General features: G+C 70.6%; 4 protein-coding genes. 3 read left to right on the forward strand and 1 reads right to left on the reverse strand.

Annotation, left to right across the window (positions count from 1 at the left end; genetic code table 11):
- The coding region (locus ABT116_RS40550) for a YhjD/YihY/BrkB family envelope integrity protein (protein ID WP_351645071.1) at positions 1-622 on the forward strand (622 nt) is incomplete at its 5' end.
- Here ABT116_RS40550 and ABT116_RS40555 read toward each other — a convergent pair.
- Positions 535-1,887 (reverse strand): class II 3-deoxy-7-phosphoheptulonate synthase, encoded by a 1,353-nt coding sequence (locus ABT116_RS40555; RefSeq protein WP_351645073.1) that lies wholly within the window; start codon positions 1,885-1,887, stop codon positions 535-537. The genes ABT116_RS40550 and ABT116_RS40555 overlap by 88 nt on opposite strands.
- Positions 1,888-1,983: 96 nt before the next feature.
- Between ABT116_RS40555 and ABT116_RS40560 the strand changes: the two genes are divergently transcribed.
- Complete coding sequence (locus ABT116_RS40560; RefSeq protein WP_078602827.1) at positions 1,984-2,040, forward strand: trp operon leader peptide; 57 nt, start codon at positions 1,984-1,986, stop codon at positions 2,038-2,040.
- 96 nt (positions 2,041-2,136) lie between these two features.
- Positions 2,137-4,002 (forward strand): anthranilate synthase family protein, encoded by a 1,866-nt coding sequence (locus tag ABT116_RS40565; protein ID WP_351645077.1) that lies wholly within the window; start codon positions 2,137-2,139, stop codon positions 4,000-4,002.
- Positions 4,003-4,037: the final 35 nt, after the last annotated feature.

Here is a 4,037-nt window from a genome sequence, read left to right on the forward strand (position 1 = left end):
GCAACAGATCGGCGGCGGTGTCACAGGGCTGGTGATCGGAATCGTCGGTGGTCTCTACGGTGGCCTCGGCGTCGCTCTGGCTTGCCAGAATGCAATGAACACGGTGTGGTCGGTGCCCCGAAACATGCGACCGGATCCCATCCGCGGGCGTCTCCAAGGGCTACTACTCCTCGGCACGATCGGTCTCGCGATCGTGGGGACCACCGCTGTCTCCAACATCGGCGGTGCGCTTCATCTGGGCGGTTCGTTCAGCTTCCTGCTGACCCTTGCGGTAGTCGTATTGAACGCGGGCATCTTCATCGTCGCTTTCCGGCTCACCTGCGCCCGCCCGCTCTCGGTAGCCGATGTGGCACCTGGAGCGATCGCCGCTGCTGTTCTCTGGCAAGCACTTCAGTCCTTCGGTGCCCTTTACGTGACATCCGTGGTGCGAGGCGCCTCCACCACCAATGGCGTCTTCGCCATCGTTCTGGGTTTGTTGGCCTTCTTGTTCCTCGCTGCGCGCCCCAGTCCGTGCCCCGGTAACAGGCGAACCCGCTACTGGTCCCTGTACATCTCGGCCACGAGGAACGCCAGGTCGAGCGACTGGCTGCGGTTGAGCCGCGGGTCGCAGGCCGTCTCGTAGCGCTGGTGCAGATCGTCTACGAAGATCTCGTCGCCGCCGCCCACGCACTCGGTGACGTCGTCGCCGGTGAGCTCCACGTGGATGCCGCCCGGGTGGGTGCCGAGGGCCTTGTGGACCTCGAAGAAGCCCTTGACCTCGTCGAGCACGTCGTCGAAGCGGCGGGTCTTGTGCCCGGAGGCCGCCTCGAAGGTGTTGCCGTGCATCGGGTCGGTCACCCAGGCGACGGTCGCGCCCGAGGCGGTGACCTTCTCCACCAGCTCGGGGAGCTTGTCGCGGACCTTGTCGGCGCCCATGCGGACGATGAAGGTCAGCCGGCCCGGCTCCCGCTCGGGGTCGAGGCGCTCGATGTACTGCAGCGCGTCCTCGGCGGTGGTCGTCGGACCCAGCTTGATGCCGATCGGGTTGCGGATCTTCGAGGCGAACTCGATGTGCGCGTGGTCGAGCTGCCGGGTGCGCTCACCGATCCACACCATGTGCCCGGAGACGTCGTACAGCTGCCCGGTGCGCGAGTCGACCCTGGTCAGCGCGGACTCGTAGTCGAGCAGCAGCGCCTCGTGAGAGGCGTAGAACTCGACCGTCTTGAACTCCTCCGGGTCGGTCCCGCAGGCGTGCATGAAGTTCAGCGCGTTGTCGATCTCGCGCGCCAGCTGTTCGTAGCGCTGCCCCGACGGGGACGACTTCACGAAGTCCTGGTTCCAGGCGTGCACCTGGCGCAGGTCGGCGTAGCCGCCGGTGGTGAAGGCGCGCACCAGGTTCAGCGTGGAGGCGGACGCGTGGTACATCCGCTTCAGCCGCTCGGGGTCCGGGATGCGGGCCTCTTCGGTGAAGTCGAAGCCGTTGACGGAGTCGCCGCGGTAGGTCGGCAGCGTCACGCCGTCGCGGGTCTCGGTCGGCTTGGAGCGCGGCTTGGAGTACTGCCCGGCGATCCGGCCGACCTTCACGACCGGCACGGACGCGGCGTACGTGAGCACGGCGCCCATCTGGAGCAGCGTCTTCAGCTTGTTGCGGATGTGGTCGGCGGACACCGCGTCGAAGGCCTCGGCGCAGTCGCCGCCCTGGAGGAGGAACGCCTCTCCCTTGGCGACGGCCGCCATCCGGGCGCGCAGCTGGTCGCACTCGCCCGCGAAGACGAGCGGCGGATACGACTCGAGGTCCGCAACGACTGCGCGCAGAGCCTCGGTGTCGGGGTACTCGGGCTGCTGCGCCGCGGGCAGGTTTCGCCAGGTGTTGCCAGCACTCGCGCTGGTCTTAGCGTTCACGGTCACGCCACCAACATTACGGGGTCGTGTCGGGCGTGCTGACCCATGCCCAGGAAGTGAGACACCCCGAACACCCCTCGGACGTGGGGTAGGGTGCGTGGCATGTTCGCGCACTCGATCCAGACCTGGTGGTGGACCGCTCATCCGGCGGCCCGCTGACTGCGCGTACTCAAGACTTCGCGAAGGCCGCCCGAGGGGCGGCCTTCGGTGTTTCCCGGGGTCCGTTCCTCTCTCACCGAGATGGAGCACGGACCCATGAACCTGCTCGGCTTGCCGGACGACTCCCGTCCGTTCGCCCTGCTGCGCCGCCGCACCCCGGGCCACGACCAGGAACGAGTCGAGGTCCTGATCGGCCCGGTCGTCCCGCACGAGCGCCTCGCCGACCTCCCCGACCGGAGCCTGGCGCTGGTGCCCTTCCGGCAGATCCGCGAGCGCGGCTTCGACGTCCGCGACGACGGCACGCCCCTGCTGGCACTCACGCCCGAGGAGTCGTACGCCGTCCCTCTGGTGGACGCCCTGGAACAGCTCCCGGCGCACGACGTGCGCGTCGAGGGCGGCGGCTTCGACGTCGCCGACGAGGAGTACGGCGAGATCGTCGGACGTGTGCTGCGGGAGGAGATCGGGCGGGGCGAGGGCGCGAACTTCGTGATCCGGCGGACATACGAGGGCGAGATCCCCGGGTTCGGCCGGGCGGACGCGCTGGCGCTGTTCCGGCGGCTGCTGGAGGGCGAGCGGGGGGCGTACTGGACGTTCGTCGTGCACACCGGGGACCGCACACTGGTCGGGGCCAGCCCCGAGGTGCACGTCCGGATGTCCGGCGGCACGGTCGTCATGAACCCGATCAGCGGCACCTACCGCTACCCCGCCGAGGGGCCGACGCCGGAGCACCTGCTGGACTTCCTCGCCGACGGCAAGGAGATCGAGGAGCTGTCGATGGTCGTCGACGAGGAGCTCAAGATGATGTGCACCGTCGGCGACATGGGCGGAGTGGTCGTCGGACCCCGGCTGAAGGAGATGGCGCACCTCGCGCACACCGAGTACGAGCTGCGCGGCAGGTCCACGCTGGACGTGCGGGAGGTGCTGAAGGAGACCATGTTCGCGGCCACGGTCACCGGCTCGCCGGTGCAGAACGCCTGCCGGGTGATCGAGCGGCACGAGAGCGGGGGGCGCGGGTACTACGCGGGGGCACTGGCCCTGATCGGCCGGGACGCGGGCGGGGTCCAGACCCTCGACTCCCCCATCCTGATCCGCACCGCCGACATCGACGCGGGCGGGCGGCTGCGGGTGCCGGTCGGTGCGACCCTCGTGCGCGGCTCGGACCCGGCGAGCGAGGTGGCCGAGACGCACGCCAAGGCGGCGGGCGTGCTGGCGGCCCTGGGAGTGGGGCCGTCCCGGCCGCGTGCCGAGCACACCCGACCGTGCCTCGCCGACGACCCGCGCGTGCGGGCGGCGCTGGACGGACGCCGGGCCTCGCTCGCGCCGTTCTGGCTGCGGATGCAGGAGCGCTCGCCGGAGCCCGCGGGGCACGCCCTGGTCGTCGACGGCGAGGACACCTTCACGGCGATGCTCGCGCACCTGCTGCGCGCCGGCGGCCTGGAGGTGAGCGTGCGGCGATACGACGAGCCGGGGCTGCGGGAGGCGGTGCTCGGGCACGAGGGTCCGGTGGTGCTGGGCCCCGGGCCGGGGGACCCGTCCGACCTGGCGGATCCGAAGATGCGGTTCCTGCGCTCCCTCACCGCCGAGGTGATCAGGGGCGAACGGCAGGGCGTGCTGGGCGTCTGCCTCGGACACGAGCTGATCGCAGCCGAGCTGGGGCTGGACATCGTGCGCAAGGACGTGCCGTTCCAGGGGGCGCAGACGGAGATCGAGCTGTTCGGGCGGCGGGAGACCGTCGGGTTCTACAACAGCTTCGTGGCGCGCTGCGACGACGAGGCGGCGGCCGAGCTGTCGGCGCACGGGGTCGAGGTCTCGCGCGCCGCGAACGGTGAGGTGCACGCGCTGCGCGCGCCCGGGTTCGCGGGGGTGCAGTTCCACCCGGAGTCGGTGCTGACGCTGAACGGCGCGGCGGTGGTGCGGGAGCTGGTGGGGCGGCTGCGCGAGACGGGCGCGCCCTCGGTGTAGCCCGGTGCCGGTCGGGGCCGGCTCGGCCCCGACCG

It is taken from the genome of Streptomyces sp. NPDC002130, assembly GCF_040296465.1.
Taxonomy (GTDB): Bacteria; Actinomycetota; Actinomycetes; order Streptomycetales; family Streptomycetaceae; genus Streptomyces.

Excerpts from the sequence above, each read along its gene's own strand:
- ABT116_RS40565 (WP_351645077.1), top strand. The coding sequence starts at position 2,137 with ATGAACCTGCTCGGCTTGCCGGACGACTCCCGTCCGTTCGCCCTGCTG.